The sequence below is a fragment of the Actinomadura kijaniata genome, assembly GCF_014138665.1.
Taxonomy (GTDB): Bacteria; Actinomycetota; Actinomycetes; order Streptosporangiales; family Streptosporangiaceae; genus Spirillospora; species Spirillospora kijaniata.
The window spans coordinates 374,937-392,352 of the sequence record NZ_JACJIA010000005.1; the positions used below are offsets into that span (position 1 = coordinate 374,937).

Annotated in this window: 14 protein-coding genes; 11 read left to right on the forward strand and 3 right to left on the reverse strand. The window is 77.4% G+C overall.

Annotation, left to right across the window (positions count from 1 at the left end):
* Positions 1 to 108 precede the first annotated feature (108 nt).
* On the forward strand, positions 109 to 3,543 hold the full coding sequence (locus tag HNR61_RS21550; protein WP_182844968.1) for a HEAT repeat domain-containing protein: 3,435 nt from the start codon (positions 109 to 111) through the stop codon (positions 3,541 to 3,543).
* Here the strand turns inward: HNR61_RS21550 and HNR61_RS21555 are convergent.
* Entirely contained in the window at positions 3,537 to 4,379 is an 843-nt protein-coding gene (locus HNR61_RS21555; RefSeq protein WP_182844969.1) for a glycosyltransferase family 2 protein, read from the reverse strand. The genes HNR61_RS21550 and HNR61_RS21555 overlap by 7 nt on opposite strands.
* Positions 4,380 to 4,811: 432 nt before the next feature.
* On the opposite strand from HNR61_RS21555, the gene HNR61_RS21560 reads away from it, so the two are divergent.
* The 9 genes from HNR61_RS21560 to HNR61_RS21600 are packed head-to-tail and all read left to right on the forward strand — an operon-like array spanning position 4,812 to position 15,237.
* Positions 4,812 to 6,452: a carbamoyltransferase family protein gene (locus HNR61_RS21560; RefSeq protein ID WP_182844970.1), complete on the forward strand. Its 1,641-nt coding sequence runs from the start codon at positions 4,812 to 4,814 to the stop codon at positions 6,450 to 6,452.
* Positions 6,449 to 7,990, forward strand: a complete 1,542-nt coding sequence (locus tag HNR61_RS21565; protein WP_182844971.1) for an HAD-IIIA family hydrolase — start codon at positions 6,449 to 6,451, stop codon at positions 7,988 to 7,990. The genes HNR61_RS21560 and HNR61_RS21565 overlap by 4 nt, the downstream gene beginning before the upstream one ends.
* Positions 7,987 to 8,976, forward strand: coding sequence for a glycosyltransferase family 9 protein (locus tag HNR61_RS21570; protein WP_182844972.1), 990 nt, complete (start codon positions 7,987 to 7,989; stop codon positions 8,974 to 8,976). Before HNR61_RS21565 ends, HNR61_RS21570 begins: the two co-directional genes overlap by 4 nt.
* On the forward strand, positions 8,973 to 9,968 hold the full coding sequence (locus HNR61_RS21575) for a glycosyltransferase (protein WP_182844973.1): 996 nt from the start codon (positions 8,973 to 8,975) through the stop codon (positions 9,966 to 9,968). The genes HNR61_RS21570 and HNR61_RS21575 overlap by 4 nt, the downstream gene beginning before the upstream one ends.
* The gene (locus HNR61_RS21580; RefSeq protein WP_182844974.1) at positions 9,965 to 11,182 is read left to right on the forward strand and encodes a glycosyltransferase; all 1,218 of its coding nucleotides are present in this window, start codon (positions 9,965 to 9,967) and stop codon (positions 11,180 to 11,182) included. Before HNR61_RS21575 ends, HNR61_RS21580 begins: the two co-directional genes overlap by 4 nt.
* Positions 11,179 to 11,790 (forward strand): D-sedoheptulose-7-phosphate isomerase, encoded by a 612-nt coding sequence (locus tag HNR61_RS21585; protein WP_182844975.1) that lies wholly within the window; start codon positions 11,179 to 11,181, stop codon positions 11,788 to 11,790. The genes HNR61_RS21580 and HNR61_RS21585 overlap by 4 nt, the downstream gene beginning before the upstream one ends.
* The gene (rfaE2, locus tag HNR61_RS21590; RefSeq protein WP_182844976.1) at positions 11,787 to 13,214 is read left to right on the forward strand and encodes a D-glycero-beta-D-manno-heptose 1-phosphate adenylyltransferase; all 1,428 of its coding nucleotides are present in this window, start codon (positions 11,787 to 11,789) and stop codon (positions 13,212 to 13,214) included. The genes HNR61_RS21585 and rfaE2 overlap by 4 nt, the downstream gene beginning before the upstream one ends.
* A complete protein-coding gene (locus HNR61_RS21595) occupies positions 13,211 to 14,164 on the forward strand; it encodes a glycosyltransferase family 9 protein (RefSeq protein ID WP_182844977.1) in 954 nt (317 codons plus the stop codon). Before rfaE2 ends, HNR61_RS21595 begins: the two co-directional genes overlap by 4 nt.
* A 32-nt stretch (positions 14,165 to 14,196) precedes the next feature.
* Entirely contained in the window at positions 14,197 to 15,237 is a 1,041-nt protein-coding gene (locus HNR61_RS21600) for a UDP-glucuronic acid decarboxylase family protein (RefSeq protein WP_182844978.1), read from the forward strand.
* Between the two features lie 50 nt (positions 15,238 to 15,287).
* On the opposite strand, the gene mgrA is transcribed toward HNR61_RS21600, so the two are convergent.
* Together mgrA and HNR61_RS21610 are read right to left on the reverse strand one after the other, a co-directional pair.
* A complete protein-coding gene (mgrA, locus tag HNR61_RS21605; protein WP_182844979.1) occupies positions 15,288 to 16,313 on the reverse strand; it encodes an L-glyceraldehyde 3-phosphate reductase in 1,026 nt (341 codons plus the stop codon).
* Between the two features lie 43 nt (positions 16,314 to 16,356).
* Positions 16,357 to 16,758: a hypothetical protein gene (locus tag HNR61_RS21610; RefSeq protein WP_182844980.1), complete on the reverse strand. Its 402-nt coding sequence runs from the start codon at positions 16,756 to 16,758 to the stop codon at positions 16,357 to 16,359.
* A 118-nt stretch (positions 16,759 to 16,876) separates the two neighbouring features.
* Here HNR61_RS21610 and HNR61_RS21615 point away from each other — a divergent pair, with 118 nt between their 5' ends.
* Positions 16,877 to 17,389, forward strand: coding sequence for a hypothetical protein (locus HNR61_RS21615; protein ID WP_182844981.1), 513 nt, complete (start codon positions 16,877 to 16,879; stop codon positions 17,387 to 17,389).
* The last annotated feature ends 27 nt before the right edge of the window (positions 17,390 to 17,416 follow it).

Here is a 17,416-nt window from a genome sequence, read left to right on the forward strand (position 1 = left end):
GGAGTCTACGCGCGGGGACCGTCCGCGCCGTGCGGGGTTGCCGGGAGCCGGACGATCCGTCATCATCATCGGCATGATCTTCAGGAAGGGCGGTCACCGCCCGGGCCGTTGAGCCCCACGCCGCCGGTCTGGGAACCGGCCGCACGTGAACTCCTCGCGCACGTCGAACCCCTGCCCCACCCGCGCCGCATGCGGGAGCTGGCCCTGCACGCCCGGACGCACGCCGGGACGCCGTACCTGAGCGCCCTGCTCGGCGAGCTGTCGGCGGGCGGCCCCTACGAACGCCGCACCGCGCTCCACCTGGCCATGGCCGCCCGCGACCTGCCGTACGTCGCGGACGTGCTGTCCGGCCCCGACATGGACCTGCGCCGCGCCGCCCTGCGCGCGGTGCGCACCCTGCCCGTCCCCGACGACGCGGTGGCGCGCGTCCTCGACGACGCGCCGTACGGCCTGCGCCGCGCGTTCTACAAGGCGCTGCGGCACGGCGGCCGCTGCGCGCTCGCCGACCGGCTGCTGCCGCAGGTGCGGGAACGCTGGGGCGACCGCGAGGCCGCCGCGCTGCTGCCCGCGTGCGGCCCCGAGGCCGTCGCCCGCGAGCTGCCCGGACTCGCCCACGCCGTCACCGTGTGGCGCGCGGTCGGGGCGCGGCACCCGGGCGCGTTCCTCGACCAGGCCGAACGGGAGCTGACCGGCGCCGGACACCCCCTCCGGTGGTGGCGGCGGCGCGGGCGCGGCTTCGCGTGGGCCGCCCGCGCCGAACCCGAACGGGCCCTGGAGGTCGCCGAGCGCCACCGTCTCGGCACCTGCGCGCGGGGCTTTCCCGCCGCGGCCGTCACGGCGCTGGCCGGTGCGGACCCGGTGCGGACGATGCGCCTGGCGCTCACCACCGGGACCCGCCGCTGGGACGTTCCGCCCGCGTTCCTCCGGCATCTGCGGGCCTGCCCGGACGAGGCGCTGGGCGCGGCCCTCCCGGCCGAGCCGCACAGCGCGCGGCCCGCGATCGCGGCGCTGCCGCCGTCCCGGCGGGCGGGGGTCGTGGACCGGCTGCGCGAGCGCGCCCCGGGCAGGTTCGCCGGGGACGGGGCGCGGTGGCTGCTGGACGTGCTGCCCGCCGACCGGGCGGCGGCCGAGGCGCGCCGGATCCTGGACTGGCACGCCTCGGTCTGGCACTCGTCCCGCTCCCGGCTGGACGACCCGGACCTGCCCCTGATCCTCACCTCGCACCTGCCGTACGAGGAGGCGGAGGGGACGCTCGCCGCGGCGGCGTTCGGCGGGGACCCGCGCCGCCGCGGGCTCGCCCGCTCCCTGCTCGTGCGGTGCGCCGCGCGGACCGGGGACGCCGGACGGCTGCGCGCCCTGCTGGCCGACCTAGTCGACCGCACCCGCAACGAGCAGGACCCGCTGCGGGGCGGACTGCTCACCGCGCTCGCGAAGGTCCCGCCCGGACTGCTGGACGACGCGTGCGCCGAGCCGCTGGAACGCCTCGCCGCCGCCGTCGCCGAGGCGCGCGACACCTCGCCGGCGACCGTGCGGGCACTGCTCGCCCTGGCGGGCCGCGTGCTGCGCCACCACCCGTCCGGCGCGCTCGTCGGCTGGGCGGTCGGCGTCCACGGGAGGCTGGCGCTCCGCTTCGGCGCGGAGGCCTTCGTCCCGCCCGACCCCGAGCCGGATCCCTACGGCCGGAGACGGCGGCGAGGCCCACGGTCGGTCCGGCGGGATCCCGCGGTGCCCCGGGAGCGCGAACGCGACCTGTTCGAGGCGCTGCTCCCGGCCCTGCGCGCCGCGCGGGAGAGACGCGACCTCACGTTGGCCGTGGCGGTCGCGCGGTTCCTGGGCCGCCGCGCCGCGAGGTTCGGCGAGCTCCAGGACGACCTGCGCGCGGCGGTCCTGACCGCTCCCGAGCCGGTCGCCCGCGCCGCCGCCGCGCTGTGGTCCGGCGACCCCGCCGACCTGGTGGCGGGCGACCCGTCCACCGCCGTGCTGCCCGAGGTGTGGCGGGCGGTCGCCGCGCGCCGCACCGACCTGCTCGACACGGGCCTGCTGGACACGGGCCTGCTCGACGGCGTGCCCACCGGTCCCGCCACGGGCAACCTCGCGGACGCGGCCCGCCTCTGGTCACCGCCGGTCGAGGGCGGCGCCGCCGGACGCTGGACCCCGGCGCAGCGGCGCCTGGTCCGCGACCGGCTGCTCGCCGACGCCGCCGACGAGACCCGCCCGGTGGTCGCCCGCGCCGCCGCGCTCACCTCCCTGGGACGCCTGCCCGGCGGCCTGGACGCGCTGCGGCCGTGGACCGGCCACGCCGAGGTCGTGCTCGCCGAGGCCGCGACGGAGGCACTGGGCGGCGTCGACCATCCGGACGGCGCGGTGCCGGTGCTGCTGGACCGCGCCCGTGGCGACGCCTCCCGCGTCGCCGTGGCGGCCCTCGCGGGCTGCTGCGCGGCGCTGCCGCCGTCCCGGCTGGGCGGCCTGCTCGACGGGCTGCTGACCGGACCGGCGGGCAAGGTGACCGTCCGCAAGCAGGCCGCGCGGCTGCTGGAGCGCCACCGCCCGCCCGGCGCGGCCGACGCCCTCCTGCGCGCCTGGAACGACCCGGATCTGCACCGCGACGTCCGGATCGCCGTGGCGGGCGCGCTGCGCCGCATGCCCGAGGACCCCCGCGTCTGGGACGCCCTCGGCGAGGCCGCCGGACCCTACGCGAGCGAGCCGATGCTGCGCGCGCTCTGCCAGGCGACACCGGCCGGGTACGCGCCGCGGGACCGGCCCCGCTACGCGGCCCTGATGCGGCGGCTGGTCCTGGCGGCGGAGGGGCCGGGCGTCCGGTTCCGGGTGAACAAGGCGTTCGGGAGCTGGGCGCGCTGGTACGAGGACGGTTTCGCCGACATGCTCGCCGCCGTCGCCGACCCGGCGGCGGCCGAGGGCGAGGTGGAGTCCCTGCTGCTGGGGGCGCTGCTGCGGGCGGGCGTCGTCGGGGTGGAGATCTGCGACGTCCTGGCCCGGCTCCTGGCCGCCGAACGCGACTTCCACACCCACCGGCGTGTCGGCGGGGTGGCGCGGAACATCCGTTCCGTGCCCGCGGCGGTGCCGGGCCGCGACGAGCTGTTCCGCCGCGCGGTGGCCGTGCTGGCCGCCGACCCGCTCCACCTGAAGGAAGCGGTGGACCTGGCCGTCGCCCGCCTCGACCGGTACGTCGACGACGAACCGGACGCCGGGGAGCTCGCCGACGAGGTGGAGGCGATCGCCGCCCTGCTGCGCGACCGGCCCGTGCTGGCCTCGCGTGCCGGCGACGGCCTGCGGCACCGGCCGTACCGGCGTGAGGCCGGCTTCCCCCCGGCGCTGGTGCGGCCCGCCGCCCGCAGGCTCGTCCGGCGCGGCGACCTGGCGTCCCACCTGCTGGCGGTGAACCTGGTCGGCTCCTACGGCGCGGCGGCGGGCTGGAACGGCGGCTGGCGCGAGCTGCTGGAGGAGCTGCGGCGCTCCCCGCACGTCGAGGTCCGGCAGGACGCCTGGAACGTCGAGGCCGAGCTCCACCCCGCCGTTCAGTAGTCCGCCAGAGCGGCCCGCGCCGCCTCGACCTCGGGCGGCACGGGCCGCCGGGCGCGGGCCACCGCCGGGAACGCGCGGACGGCGGCGAGCGCGCCGCGCCGCCCGTCGGCGCCGGCCAGGGCGGTGAGCAGCTGGTGCCCGAGCACCGGCAGCGGGCGCCGCAGCCAGGCGGTGAGCAGCCGGTTGCGGACCTCGCGGCGGCGCCGGGCGGCCGGGTCGCGGCCGTGCGGCGAGGGATGGTGGTGGACGACCAGCTCGGGCACGTACGCCAGCCCCCATCCGGCCGCCGCGAGGTCGAGCGCGAGCAGCTCCTCCTCGCCGCCGAAGCGCAGCACCGGCGAGAACCCGCCGACCTGGAGGAACGCGTCCCGCCGCACGATCACCGAGCAGGCCAGGAAGCCCAGCACCGAGGGGCCCGGCAGGTCCGCGGGACGGCCGAGCGGGGCGCGCGCCATCGCCTCCGACACCGGGTCGGGGCGCTCCTGCTCGCCGACCAGCACCCGCGCGGCCAGCAGCGCCGCCCGCGGATGCGCGTCCATGATCTCCACGGCGCGGTCCAGCGCGCCCGGTTCCCACCAGGAGTCGTCGTCGGCGAACGCCACGTAGCGCGTGCCCGCCTCCCGCACGGCGAGGTTGCGGGCGGCGGCCCCGAGGTCGCGGGACAGCCGGATCACGCGGGCCCCGGCGACGCTCGCGATGGCGGCGGTCTCGTCGGCCGAGGCGTTGTCCACCACGATCACCGGGGCCGCGTCCCCGGTCGCGGTGTGCTCGGCCAGGCTGCGCCGCAGCTCGGCGGCGCGGTCACGGGTGGCGACGGCCACCGTCACGTCCGACACGGCTTCCCCCCGGGTGAAAGGTCGGTAAAGGTCCTTTGCCGGCTGACGCGGCGCCGGGTGGAACGGGACGCCGCCCGCGCACTGCCCACGGCGTCCCGGCGGAGATGTGTGATCACGATGACGGCGCCACGCATGTGCGGCGCGGTACCCGTTCGCCCTGTGGTCAATCTGTACCGCAGGTGACTACAGCGGGACATCGGGTGATTACGAATCGCATCCGAAAGTTAGTTTGACCTTACCTAAAGGCAAAGCGGGGCAGAGAGCCATTTGAGGGCTCGGGTGCGGGCAGCCCGGTGGAGGCCCCCGACGACCGGCCGTGAGAGCCGCCGGCCGACCGCCCGGGGCGGTTCCGCTTCTCCCGCTTCGGGGTGGGGCGCCGCGCCCTTCACAACTTCCTAGGCCTGACCTTCCGAAGGGGATCGGAGACTCCGGATGCGCGTTCTTGGAATCAACGCCGTCTTCCACGACCCGGCGGCCGCGCTGGTGGTGGACGGCCAGGTGGTCGCCGCCGCCGAGGAGGAGCGGTTCAGCCGCCGCAAGCACGGCAAACGGCCCCACGCCTTCTCCGCGTGGGAACTGCCGGAGAGGTCCGCCCGCTGGTGCCTCCAGGAGGGCGGGATCGAGCCCGGCGAGCTGGACGCGGTGGCCTACTCCTACGATCCGTCCCTGGTCGAACCGGGTCTGGAGGGCCACGAGGGCGAGTGGGAGCGCCTGCGGACGCTGTACGCCCGGCGCGCGCCGGCGATGCTCGCCGAGGCGCTCCCCGGACTTGATCCCGGAATCTTCAGGTATGTCCCGCACCATGTGGCGCACGCCGCGTCCGCCGCGCTGGCCGCCCCCACCCCCGGCGAGGGCGACGTGCTCGTGCTCGACGGGCGCGGCGAGTCCCACTCGCACCTGTCGGGCACCTACCGGGACGGCATGCTCACCACGCTGGGCGCGCAGCGGCTCCCGCACTCGCTGGGGCTGATGTACGAGGAACTGACCCAGCACCTGGGCTTCCTGCGCTCCAGCGACGAGTACAAGGTGATGGCGCTGGCGTCCTACGGCCGCCCGCGCTTCGCCGACGAGATGCGGCGGCTGGTGCGCGCCACCGACGACGGCGGCTTCTCGGTCGGCCGCGTGGACTGGTCGTCGCTGGCCAAGCCGCGCGGCGCCGACGACGAGTGGGACGAGGAGCACGCCGACCTGGCCGCCAGCGCGCAGCTCCGCCTGGAGGAGGTCCTGCTCGACCTGGCCGGATGGCTGCACGAGCGGACCGGCTCGCGCCGGCTGGCGATGGCCGGGGGAGTGGCCCTCAACTGCGTCGCCAACTCCCGGCTGGCCGCCGACGGCCCCTACGAGGAGATCTGGGTGCAGCCCGCCGCCGGGGACGCCGGGACCGCGCTCGGCGCGGCCCTGCACGTCGCCGAGCGGGCGGGCGACACGATCACCGCGATGCCCGGCGCGGACCTCGGCCGCCGCTGGGACGACGCCGAGCTCGCGCACTGGCTCGCCACCGCCCGCGTCCCCTACGACAAGCCCGCCGACCTGGCCGCCACCGTCGCCGACGCCCTGGCGCGCGACCAGATCGTGGCGTGGTTCCAGGGCCGCGCCGAGTACGGGCCGCGCGCCCTGGGCCACCGGTCGCTGCTGGCCCACCCCGGCGATCCGGGCAACCTGGAGCGTCTCAACGCCGTCAAGGGCCGCGAGCGGTTCCGCCCGATCGCGCCGATGGTCCTGCTGGAACGCGCCGCCACGATCTTCGACGGCCCGCTGCCGAGCCCGTACATGCTGTTCGTCCACCGGGTGCACCCCGAGTGGCGCGACCGGATCCCCGCCGTGGTGCACGTGGACGGCACCGCCCGCGTCCAGACCGTCGACCGGGCCGACGAGCCCCTGGTCGCCGACCTGCTGGCGGCGTTCGAGGCCCGCACCGGCCTGCCCGTGGTCGTCAACACGAGCCTGAACACCGCCGGGCGCCCGATGGTCGACGACCCGCGCGACGCCCTGGAGTGCTTCGGCTCGGCCCCCGTCGACCTGCTGGCCATCGGGCCCTACGTGGTGCGGCGCGGGGAGGTGTTCGCCCGATGACGCCCGCCTCCCGGGAGGCCCCCGCCGGGGTCTCCTACAGCGTGGTGGTGCCGACCGTCGGCCGTCCCAGCCTGGGCGCGCTGCTGGAGGCCCTGCTGAAGTCGCTGGCCGCCGCGCCCGGCCCCGGTCCGCGCGAGATCCTCGTCGTGGACGACCGGCCCGCCCCCGGCACGCCGCTGCCGCTGCCCGGCGCCGCGGGACCCGGGCTGCGGGTCCTGCGGTCGGGCGGGCGCGGCCCCGCCGCCGCCCGCAACGTCGGCTGGCGCGCCGCGACCGGCGAGTGGACGGTGTTCCTGGACGACGACGTGGTGCCCTCGGACCGATGGGCCGCCGACCTGGCCGCCGACCTGGCGGGCCTGCCCGCCGACGTCGGCGGGTCCCAGGGGCGCGTCACCGTCCCGCTGCCGCCCGGCCGCCGCCCCACCGACTGGGAGCGCAACACCGCCGGGCTGGAGTCGGCCGCCTGGATCACCGCCGACATGGCCTACCGGCGCGACGCGCTCACCGCGACCGGCGGGTTCGACGAGCGCTTCCCCCGCGCGTTCCGCGAGGACGCCGACCTGGCGCTGCGCGTCCAGGACGCCGGATGCCGCCTGGTCCGGGGGGAGCGCCGGACCGTCCACCCGGTGCGGCCCGCCGGGCCCTGGGCGTCGGTGCGCGCCCAGGCGGGAAACCGCGACGACGCGCTGATGGCCCGCCTGCACGGCCGCGACTGGCGGACCCGCGCCCGCGAGCACCGCGGCCGCTTCGGCCGCCACGTCGCGACCACCGCCGCCGGGCTGCTGGCGCTGGCCGCCCTGCCCGCCCGGCGCCCGGCCGCGTTCGGGGCCGCCGCCGCGTGGGCGGCGCTGACCGCCGAGTTCGCCGCCGCGCGGATCCGGCCGGGCCCGCGCACCCCCGACGAGATCGCCCGCATGCTGGTGACCAGCGTCGTGATCCCGCCGGTCGCCGTGGCGCACCGGCTCCGCGGCGAGCTCGCCCACCGCGGCGCCGGGCCCTGGAGCCCGTGTCCGGTGGTGCTGTTCGACCGCGACGACACGCTGATCCACGACGTCCCCTACAACGGCGACCCCGCCAGGGTCGAGCCGGTGCCCGGCGCGCGCGCCGCCCTGGACCGGCTGCGCCGCCACGGCGTCCGCGTCGGCGTCGTGTCCAACCAGTCCGGCGTCGCCAAGGGCCGTATCACCGCCGCCGACGTCGGCCGCGTCAACGCCCGCGTCGAACGCCTCCTCGGCCCCATCGACGTCTGGGAGTTCTGCCCGCACGACGACGCCGACGGCTGCGCCTGCCGCAAACCCCACCCCGGGCTGATCGAACGCGCCGCCGCCCGGCTCGGCGTGCACCCCTCCGACTGCGTCGTGGTCGGGGACATCGGCGGCGACATGCAGGCCGCCGCGGCCGCCGGGGCGCGCGGCATCCTCGTGCCGACCGGCCGCACCCGCCCCGAGGAGGTCGGCGCGGCCCGCGAGGTCGCCCCCGACCTGGCGGCCGCCGTGGACCTGGTCCTGTCCGGCGCGCGACCGGGGAGGCCGCGATGAGGGCCCTGGTGGTCCGGCTCGACAACCTCGGCGACGTGCTGCTGGCGGGGCCGGCGGTCCGCGCGGTCGCCGCCCGCGCCGACGAGGTCGTGATGCTGTGCGGCCCGCGCGGCCGGGCCGCCGCCGACCTGCTGCCCGGCGTGGACCGCGTCGTGGAGTGGTGCGCCCCGTGGATCGACCCCGAACCCGGCCCCGTCGAGCGGGCCGAGGCCGAACGCCTGGTGGACCTGGTGCGCGGCGCCGACCGCGCGCTGATCTTCACCTCGTTCCACCAGTCGCCGCTGCCGCTGGCGCTGCTGCTGCGGCTGGCCGGGGTGCCGTGGATCGGCGGGATCAGCGACGACTACCCCGGCTCGCTGCTGGACCTGCGCCACCGCTGCGACGCCGACGTCCCCGAACCCGAGCGGATGCTGGCGCTCGCCGCCGACGCCGGGTTCCCCACCCCCCACGACACGCGGCTGCGCGTCCGCGGGCCCCTTCCCGACGTCACGGCGCTCACCGGCGCGACCGGCTACGTCGTCGTCCACCCCGGCACCTCGGTGCCCGCGCGGGCCTGGCCGCCGGAACGCTGCGCCGAGGCCGTGCGGGCCCTCACCGCCGCCGGGCACCGCGTCGTGGTCACCGGCGACCGCCGGGAGAAGGAGCTGACCGCCCACGTCGCGGGGATCGACGGCGTCGACCTGGGCGGCCGCACCACCCTGCCGGAACTGGCGGCGGTGCTGGCCGGGGCCGCCGCCGTCGTCGCGGGCAACACCGGCCCCGCCCACCTGGCCGCGGCCGTCGGCGCCCCGGTGGTGTCGCTGTTCGCGCCGACCGTCCCGGCGGCGCGCTGGGCCCCCTACGGGGTCCGCACCGTACTGCTGGGCGACCAGAACGCTCCCTGCAAAGACAGCCGCGCGCGGGTCTGCCCCGTTCCGGGCCACCCGTGCCTGTCCTCGGTGACCGCCGACCGGGTGGCCGCCGCCGTGGAGGAGGTCATCGCATGAGAGTGCTGCTCTGGCACGTGCACGGTTCCTGGGCCACGTCGTTCGTGCACGGCCCCTGGACCAGCGTCGTGCCGGCCACACCCGACCGGGGGCCCGACGGGCTCGGCCGGGCCCGCACGTTCCCCTGGCCCGACCGCGCCGTGGAGGTCCCGCACGACCGGCTGCGCGACGAGCACGTGGACGCCGTGGTGCTGCAACGCCCCCACGAGTTCCGCCTCGTGGAGGAGTGGCTGGGCCGCCGGCCCGGACGCGACGTCCCGGCCGTGTACGTCGAGCACGACACCCCGCACCGCCGCTTCGCCGACGCCGACCTTCCCGAGGAGGCCGTCCCCGACATCCGCCACTTCCTGCACGGCCGCTCCGACGTCCCGCTCGTGCACGTCACCCACTTCAACGAGCTGTTCTGGAACTCCGGACGCGCCCCGACCACCGTGATCGAGCACGGCGTGGTCGACCCGGGCTACCGGTTCGTCGGCGACATGCCGCGCGCCGGGGTCGTCATCAACGACCCGCTGCGCCGCGGCCGGATCACCGGCACCGACCTGCTGCCGCGGCTGGCCCGCCAGGTGCCGCTGGACCTGTTCGGGATGAACGTCACCGACGCGCCCCGCGCGCTCGGCCTGCCCGCCGAGTCGCTGTGGACGTTCGAGGACCTGCCCCAGGCCCGGATGCACGCCGAGCTGGCCCGCCGCCGCGTCTACCTGCACCCCTACCGCTGGACGTCGCTGGGCCTGTCCCTGATCGAGGCGATGCTGCTCGGCCTGCCGGTGGTGGCGCTGGCCACCACCGAGGCCGTGGAGGCGGTGCCGCCGGAGGCCGGGGTGCTGTCCACCCGGGTGGACGCCCTCGCCGACGCGGCCCGCGCGCTGGCCCACGATCCCGAACGCGCCCGCCAGCTCGGCAAGGAGGGCCGGGCCGTCGCCGCGCAACGGTACGGCCTGGCCCGCTTCCTGCGGGACTGGGAGCGCCTGCTGGAAGAGGTGATCCGATGAGAGTGGCCATGATCTCCGAGCACGCCAGCCCGCTCGCCGCGCGCGGCGGGCTGGGCGGCGCCGACGGCGGCGGGCAGAACGTGTTCGTCGCCGACCTGGCCGCCGAGCTGGGCCGCCAGGGCCACCACGTGACCGTCCACACCCGCCGCGACGACCCCGGCCTGCCCGGACGGGTCCGGTTCGCGCCCGGCGTGACGGTCGAGCACGTCCCGGCCGGCCCGGCCGCCGAGGTGCCCAAGGACGAGCTGGTGCGCTGGATGCCCGACTTCGCCCGCCACCTGGAGCGCCGCTGGGCGCAGGAACCGCCGGACGTCGTCCACGCGCACTTCTGGATGAGCGGCATGGCCGCCCTCTGGGCGACCGGGCGGCTGCCCGGCCCGAGCGTGCCGGTCGTGCAGACCTACCACGCGCTCGGCACCGTCAAGCGCCGCCACCAGGGGGACCGCGACACCAGCCCGCCCGACCGGGTCGACTGGGAGCGCCGGATCGGGAGGTCGGTCGACGCGATCATCGCGACCTGCTCCGACGAGACCCGCGAACTCGCCGGCATGGGCGTGCCGACCGACCACGTCGCGGTCGTGCCGTGCGGGGTGGACCTGGGACGGTTCCGCCCGGACGGCCCCGCCGAGCCGCGCGCCGCCCGGCACCGGCTGGTCGCGCTGTCGCGGCTGGTGGAGCGCAAGGGCGTCGACACCGCGATCCGGGCGCTGGCCCATCTGCCGGGCACCGAGCTGGTCGTCGCCGGCGGCCCGCCCGCCGACGCCCTGGACGCCGACCCCGAGGTGCGCCGGCTGCGGGACGTCGCCGCCGGGGCCGGGGTCGCCGGGCGCGTGACGTTCACCGGGCGGCGCGGCCGCGACGAGGTCCCGGCGCTGCTGCGCTCGGCCGACCTGGTCGTCACGCTGCCCTGGTACGAGCCGTTCGGGATGGTGCCGCTGGAGGCGATGGCCTGCGGCGTCCCGGTCGTCGCCACCGCCGTGGGCGGCCACCTCGACACCGTCGCCGACGGCCGCACCGGGCTGCTGGTCCCGCCCCGCGACCCGGCCGGGGCCGCGCGGGCGATCGGGGACCTGCTGGCCGACGGCGACCGCCGCGCGCGGATGGGCGCGGCCGCGCTGCTGCGGGCGCGGCTCGACCACTCCTGGGAACGCGTCGCCCGCGCCACCGCCGACGTCTACACCAGGGCCGGCCGGCGACGGGAGGTGCGGGCATGACCGCCACGTCACAGCGGCGTGTCTCCCTGCGGCACGCGTCCACCGCCGAGGACGAGCGCCTGGAGGAACTGGCGCGGGCCGCGCTGCGTTTCCGCGCCTGGACCCCGGTGCTCAACCGGTGGGGGGTGCGGCTGGCCCGGGTGCTGGACTCGGGCGGGCGGCTGCTGGCCTGCGGCAACGGCGGCAGCGCCGCCGAGGCCCAGCATCTGACCGCCGAGCTCACCGGCCGGTTCGAGGACGAGCGGCCCCCGCTGTCGGCGATCCCCCTGCACGGCGACGCCTCGGCGGTCACCGCCATCGGCAACGACTACGGCGCCGAGCAGGTGTTCGCCCGGCAGGTCCGGGCGCACGCGCGCCGCGGCGACGTGCTGGTCTGCCTGTCCACCAGCGGGCGCAGCCCCAACGTGCTGGCCGCCGCGCGGCAGGCCCGGCGGCTCGGCGCGACCGCCTGGGCGATCACCGGGCCGGGCCCCAACCCCCTGGCCGAGGCGTGCGACGACGCGATCACCGTGGAGGCGGAGCGCACCTGCACCGTCCAGGAGATCCACCTGGCGGCGGTGCACCTGCTGTGCGCGGTCGTCGACCGGACGCTGGAGGGGGAGCGGTGAACGGTCCCCTGGTCGTGATCGGTGACACACTGCTGGACGTGGACATCGTCGGGGAGGCCGCCCGGCTGTGCCCGGACGCGCCGGTGCCGGTCATCGGGCGGGCCGTGGAGCGGCCCCGGCCCGGCGGCGCGGGCCTGGCGGCGCTGCTGGCGGCGGCCGACCGGCCCGGCCGGGACGTGGTGCTGGTGACCGCCCTGGCCGACGACGACCCCGGCCACCGCCTGCGGGCGCTGCTCGCCCCGCACGTGGAGGTGGTGGCGCTGCGGCTGGGCGGCGGCACGCCCTGCAAGATGCGGGTCCGCGCGGGCCGCCACCCGGTCGCCCGGCTGGACGTCGGCGACGGCGAGGCCGCCGACGGGCCGGTCGGCCCGGCCGTCTCCGACGCCCTCGCCGGGGCCGGGACGGTGCTGGTGTCGGACTACGGGCGCGGCATGACCCGGCACCGGGCCGTGCGTTCCCTGCTGGAGCGCCTGACCGGCCGCACGCCGGTGGTGTGGGACCCGCACCCGCGCGGCGAGCCGCCCGTCCCGGGCGTCCGGCTGGTGACGCCCAACGAGGACGAGGCGGCGCTGCTGGCCGCCGCGCTGGGCGGCGACACCGGCGGCACGGGCCTGTCGGCCGCCGCGCGCCGCGCCCGGTTCCTGGCCGGGACCTGGAACGCGGCGGGCGTCGCGGTGACGCTCGGCGCGAGCGGGGCGCTGCTGCACGACGGCGCGCGCACCCCGTTCCTGGTGCCCGCCGAGCCCGCCGAGGGCGACACCTGCGGCGCGGGCGACAGCTTCGCCGCCGGGGCCGCGCTGGCGCTGGCCGACGGCGGCGCCCTCACCGACGCCGTCGGCGAGGGGGTGCGCGACGCGTCCCGGTTCGTCGGCGCGGGCGGCGCGTCGGCGCTGGCCGCGCGGCTGGCCGAGACCGGCTCGCCCCGGACGCCGGCGCCGCGGGAGGCCGACGCGTTCGAGGTGGCCGAGCGGACCCGGCGCGCCGGCGGCACGGTCGTGGCGACCGGCGGCTGCTTCGACCTGCTGCACGCCGGGCACGTGAGCCTGCTCCAGCAGGCCCGGCGGCTCGGCGACTGCCTGGTCGTGTGCGTCAACTCCGACGCCTCGGTGCGCCGCCGCAAGGGGCCCGACCGGCCGGTCACCACCGCCGGGGACCGGGTGCGCGTGCTGCGGGCGCTGGCCGACGTGGACGCCGCCGTCGTCTTCGACGACGACACCCCGGCCCCGCTGCTGGAGCGCCTGCGGCCCGACATCTGGGTCAAGGGCGCCGACTACGCCGGGACGCCGCTGCCCGAGGCCGGCGTCGTGCGCTCCTACGGCGGCGAGGTGGTGCTGCTGCCCCTGCTGGAGGGCCGCTCCACCACCCGCCTGCTGTCGTCGGCGCGGTCGCCCTCGAACGGCTCGCCGGCCGGAGGGGCGCGATGAGCGTCCCGCGCGCCCTGGTGCTGCGGGCCCTCGGCCTCGGGGACCTGCTCACCGGCGTCCCCGCGCTGCGGGCGCTGCGGCGCGGGCTGCCCGACCACCGCATCACGCTGGCCGCCCCGCGCGCGCTGGAGCCCCTGGCCCTGCTGTCGGGGGCGGTGGACGAGGTGGTGCACAGCGTCGAGCTGGCGCCGCTGCCGCCGGTCGACGGCGTCGACGTCGCCGTGGACCTGCACGGCTGCGACCCGGCCAGCCACGACCTGCTGCGGCCGTCGCGGCCCCGGCGGCTGCTGGCGTTCGCCCATCCCGACTCGCCCGACATCGACGGGCCGCCGTGGGACCCCGAGGAGCGCGAGGTGCGCCGCTGGTGCCGCCTGGTGTCGTGGTACGGGTTCCCCGCCGACCCCGGCGACCTGGACCTGCCCCCGCCGCCGTGCGCGTCGCCCGCGCCCGGCGCGGTGGTGGTGCATCCGGGCGCGGCGTTCCCGTCCCGCCGCTGGCCTCCCGAGCGCTTCGCGGCCGTCGCCGCCGCCCTGCGCGACGACGGGCACCGCGTGGTGGTGACCGGCGGGCCCGACGAGACCGCCCTGGCGCGGCGCGTCGTCGAGGGCGCCGGGCTGGACCCCGACGCCGACCTGTCCGGCCGGACCGGCCCGCTGGAGCTGGCCGCGCTGATCCGCGAGGCGCGCCTGGTGGTGTGTGGGGACACCGGCACCGGGCATCTGGCCACCGCCTACCGCACCCCGTCGGTGCTGCTGTTCGGCCCGACCCCGCCCGCCTGGTGGGGGCCGCCGCCGGGGCGGACCCGGCACCGGGTGCTGTGGGCGGGCCGCAGGGGCGACCCGCACGGCCGCGTCCCCGACCCCGGGCTGCTGGCGATCCCGGCGGCCGTCGTCACGGACACGGCACGGCGGACGCTCGCCCTCCACCACAACTCTCTGGAGACGACATGACAGGTGAGACGACAGGCGAGACGACGGCCGGCATGACGGGGGACACGGCGGAGGACACGGCGAGGGACACGGCGGGGGACACCGCGGGGGACACCGCGGGGGACACGGCGGCGGGGCCGGCCGGGCGGCGCGCCGTGGTGACCGGCGGGGCCGGCTTCCTCGGCTCCCACCTGTGCGAGACGCTGCTCGACCGGGGGGCCGCGGTCGTGTGCCTGGACAACCTGCTGACCGGCACGGCCCGCAACGTCGCGCACCTGCGCGCGCGGCCGGGGTTCCGGTTCGTCCACTGCGACCTGACCCGGCCGGTGGACGTGCCCGGGCCGGTGACGGAGGTGTACCACTTCGCCTCGGCGGCCTCGCCCGCCGACTACCTGCGGCTGCCGATCCAGACGCTGGAGGTCGGCAGCCAGGGCACCCGCAACGCCCTGGAGCTGGCCGAACGCAAGGGCGCGCGGTTCGTGCTCGCCTCCACCTCCGAGGTCTACGGCGACCCCCTGGAGCATCCCCAGAAGGAGAGCTACTGGGGCAACGTCAACCCGGTCGGCCCGCGCAGCGTCTACGACGAGGCCAAGCGGTTCGGGGAGGCGCTGACCTCGGCGTTCCGGCACGCGCGCGGGCTGGACACCGCCATCGTGCGGATCTTCAACACCTACGGCCCCCGGATGCGGCCCGACGACGGCCGCGCCATCCCCACGTTCCTCGGGCAGGCCCTCACCGGCGAGCCGCTCACCGTGACCGGCGACGGCTCCCAGACCCGTTCCATCTGCTACGTCGACGACACCGTGCGGGGCGTGCTGGACCTGGCGGCGTCCGACCACCCGGGGCCGATGAACATCGGCAGCCCGTTCGAGACCTCGATGCTGGACCTCGCCCGGCTGATCATCGAGATGACCGGGTCGCGGTCGCGGATCCGGTTCATCGAACGCCCCACCGACGACCCGGCGGTGCGCCGCCCCGACACCGCCCTCGCCCGCCGGGTCCTCGGCTGGGAGCCGCGGGTCTCGGTGGAGCGGGGGCTGCGCGCCACGATCGAGTGGTTCGTCAGGGAGCTGGGCGTCCCGCGGAGCGCCTGAGCGCGGCGACCGGCCCGCCGGGCCTCGACCGCGCCCGTGCGCTCCGGGGGTCAGTGCGCGCTGGAGGCCGACCAGATGTTGATCCCGGCCTCCACCGCGTCCTTGTCGATCGCGTCCAGCTCCTCGGCGGTGAACTCCGGGCGGTCCAGGCTCGCCACGTTCGCCTCCAGCTGGGCGACGCTGCTGGCCCCGATCAGCACCGAGGTGACCCGGCGGTCGCGCAGCGCCCAGGCCAGCGCGAGCTGGGCGAGGGACTGGCCGCGCCGGGCGGCGATCCCGTTCAGGGCCCGGACGTGCCGCAGGGTCTCCTCGGTGAGCAGGTCCGGCGACAGCGACTTGCCCTGGCTGGCGCGCGACCCCTCCGGTATCCCGTCCAGGTACCTGTCGGTGAGCATGCCCTGGGCGAGCGGGGAGAACGCGATGCAGCCCGCGCCCTCCCGTTCCAGGGTGTCCAGCAGGCCGCCCTCGATCCAGCGGTTCAGCATCGAGTACGACGGCTGGTGGATCAGCAGCGGCGTGCCCATCTCCCGCAGGATCGCGGCGGCCTCGGCGGTGCGTTCGGGGGAGTAGGAGGAGATCCCGGCGTACAGGGCCTTGCCGGACCGGACCGCCCGGTCCAGCGCGCCCATCGTCTCCTCCAGCGGCGTCTCGGGGTCGAAGCGGTGGCTGTAGAAGATGTCGACGTACTCCACGCCCATCCGCTCCAGCGACCGGTCGAGGCTGGCCAGCAGGTACTTGCGCGATCCCCACTCGCCGTACGGGCCGGGCCACATGTCGTAGCCCGCCTTCGTCGAGATGACCATCTCGTCGCGGTGGGCGGCGAAGTCCTCGCGGAGGATCCGGCCGAAGTTCCTCTCCGCCGAGCCGTACGGCGGGCCGTAGTTGTTGGCCAGGTCGAAGTGCGTGATGCCGAGGTCGAACGCCCGGCGCAGGATCGCCCGCTGGGTGTCCAGCGGGCGGTCGTCGCCGAAGTTGTGCCACAGCCCCAGGGACACGGCGGGCAGTTTCAGCCCGCTGCGCCCGCACCGGCGGTACTGGATTCGGTCATAGCGGTCGGCTGCCGCTGCGTAGGTCATGACCACGATTGTCGCAGCGGGCCGCCCGGCGCCCCGCGCCGCCTCAGCGGTCGCGGCGCAGCGCCGTCCACTGGAACGCGGCGAACCCGGCGACCACAAGGGCCTGCATGACCGCCCACACCGAGCCCAGGGCGTTCAACGACAGCCAGCCGGTGACCACGGCGACCACGCTGAGGACGGTCCACAGCAGGTTGGCCTCGACCACCGCCCGCACCGCGACGCGGCGGGGACGGCCGGGCACCGAGACCGCCCACACGGCCGCCGCGTACACCAGCAGGAACGCGCCGATCGCGCGGCCCGGCCCGGCGGGCAGCCCGAGCAGGTCGGCCACGGGACCGGCCAGGGCCAGGTGGACCAGGCCGTTCACGCCGGTGACGACGGCGTCCAGCCGGAGCGCCAGTCGGAGCATCGGGCGGGCGGCGGTAACGGACGAAACGGTGGTCATCGGGGTTCCCCTTCCGGGAGGTCCGCGTGTCGCTGACATCTCCGACGCTAGGGGGAGGAGGATCGGGGAAACGATGACCTCGCGGGTAGCCCCCGGGAAGACGGAGCGAGGAGACATGATGGGCGTGCTGTTCGAATACTTCCGCGCGGCCGACCGCGGCGCGGCCCTGGTGCTGCTCGGCCCGGACGGCGACCCGCCCTCGGCCCCGACCGCCACCACCGCCGACGCGCTGCGCGCCGAGGGGATCGACTCGACGGTCATGCTGGGGCAGCTGGTGGCGCTGGTCCGCGAGGTGCCGTGGGACTCGGACCTGGTGCGCGTCGACCTGGTGTGGCCCGAGTCCGAGCCCGACGCCGCCGACGCCGGGGACCTGGCGGAGGACTCGCCGTGGAACAGCGGCGTCACGGTGGAGGAGCTGGACGACGGGCTGCGCGACGACCTGGCCGCCGTGCCGGACGCCGAGCTGCCCGCCCTCGCCGGGCGGTGGGCGCGGATCGAGCGGACCGACGAGCTCACCGACGACGCCGACCCCGAGGTCCTGGCGGCGCTGCTGGCGCAGCTGGTGGGGCTGGCGCGCCGGGCCCGCGAGGACGGCGACCACCTGTACTCCTGGTGCTCGGTCGAGGTGTGACCGCCCGGGCCGCCGGGCGCCGGGGCG

What these genes read in the sequence shown, in the direction of transcription:
- HNR61_RS21560 (WP_182844970.1), top strand. Translation starts at nt 4,812, where the DNA reads ATGCGCGTTCTTGGAATCAACGCCGTCTTCCACGACCCGGCGGCCGCG.
- HNR61_RS21565 (WP_182844971.1), top strand. Translation starts at nt 6,449, where the DNA reads ATGACGCCCGCCTCCCGGGAGGCCCCCGCCGGGGTCTCCTACAGCGTG.
- HNR61_RS21570 (WP_182844972.1), top strand. Translation starts at nt 7,987, where the DNA reads ATGAGGGCCCTGGTGGTCCGGCTCGACAACCTCGGCGACGTGCTGCTG.
- HNR61_RS21575 (WP_182844973.1), top strand. Translation starts at nt 8,973, where the DNA reads ATGAGAGTGCTGCTCTGGCACGTGCACGGTTCCTGGGCCACGTCGTTC.
- HNR61_RS21580 (WP_182844974.1), top strand. Translation starts at nt 9,965, where the DNA reads ATGAGAGTGGCCATGATCTCCGAGCACGCCAGCCCGCTCGCCGCGCGC.
- HNR61_RS21585 (WP_182844975.1), top strand. Translation starts at nt 11,179, where the DNA reads ATGACCGCCACGTCACAGCGGCGTGTCTCCCTGCGGCACGCGTCCACC.
- HNR61_RS21595 (WP_182844977.1), top strand. Translation starts at nt 13,211, where the DNA reads ATGAGCGTCCCGCGCGCCCTGGTGCTGCGGGCCCTCGGCCTCGGGGAC.
- HNR61_RS21600 (WP_182844978.1), top strand. Translation starts at nt 14,197, where the DNA reads ATGACGGGGGACACGGCGGAGGACACGGCGAGGGACACGGCGGGGGAC.
- mgrA (WP_182844979.1), bottom strand. Translation starts at nt 16,313, where the DNA reads ATGACCTACGCAGCGGCAGCCGACCGCTATGACCGAATCCAGTACCGC.
- HNR61_RS21610 (WP_182844980.1), bottom strand. Translation starts at nt 16,758, where the DNA reads ATGACCACCGTTTCGTCCGTTACCGCCGCCCGCCCGATGCTCCGACTG.
- HNR61_RS21615 (WP_182844981.1), top strand. Translation starts at nt 16,877, where the DNA reads ATGGGCGTGCTGTTCGAATACTTCCGCGCGGCCGACCGCGGCGCGGCC.